This window comes from Rhizobium ecuadorense (genome assembly GCF_001187535.1).
In the GTDB taxonomy this organism is placed as follows: Bacteria; Pseudomonadota; Alphaproteobacteria; order Rhizobiales; family Rhizobiaceae; genus Rhizobium; species Rhizobium ecuadorense.
Genome location: NZ_LFIO01000012.1, coordinates 1 through 295 on the forward strand (window position 1 = coordinate 1; position 295 = coordinate 295).

Below are 295 nucleotides of genomic sequence, written 5' to 3' on the forward strand. Positions count from 1 at the left end.
TCCGTGAGGAAGGTGCCCTCGCCGGCATGACCGAGGATGACGAGGCTTTTGACGCCTTCCATCGAGACCAGCCATTTGGCGAGTTTGGCGTTGGCTTTGTGATCAACTTCACCGTCGCGGGTGAAAGCGGTAACGGGGGCCGGGCTCAGCCCGCGCATATCCATCGGTTGCATGTTGGTCTCCTCCTTCGTGCGATCGCAGTTCGCTCGCGATCGATATAGGATCGTTTACGGGAACGTTCCCAATATCGTTCTCGAAATCTCTGGAGTCAATATCTTTTTTGGTGCATGCTGAG

At 55.6% G+C, this 295-nt stretch carries 1 protein-coding gene; it reads right to left on the minus strand.

The genetic code is table 11. From position 1 onward, the window contains the following. A partial coding sequence (locus AF337_RS00040; RefSeq protein ID WP_193393557.1) for a dihydrodipicolinate synthase family protein occupies window positions 1-173 on the minus strand: 173 nt, incomplete at its 3' end. Between the last annotated feature and the right edge of the window lie 122 nt (window positions 174-295).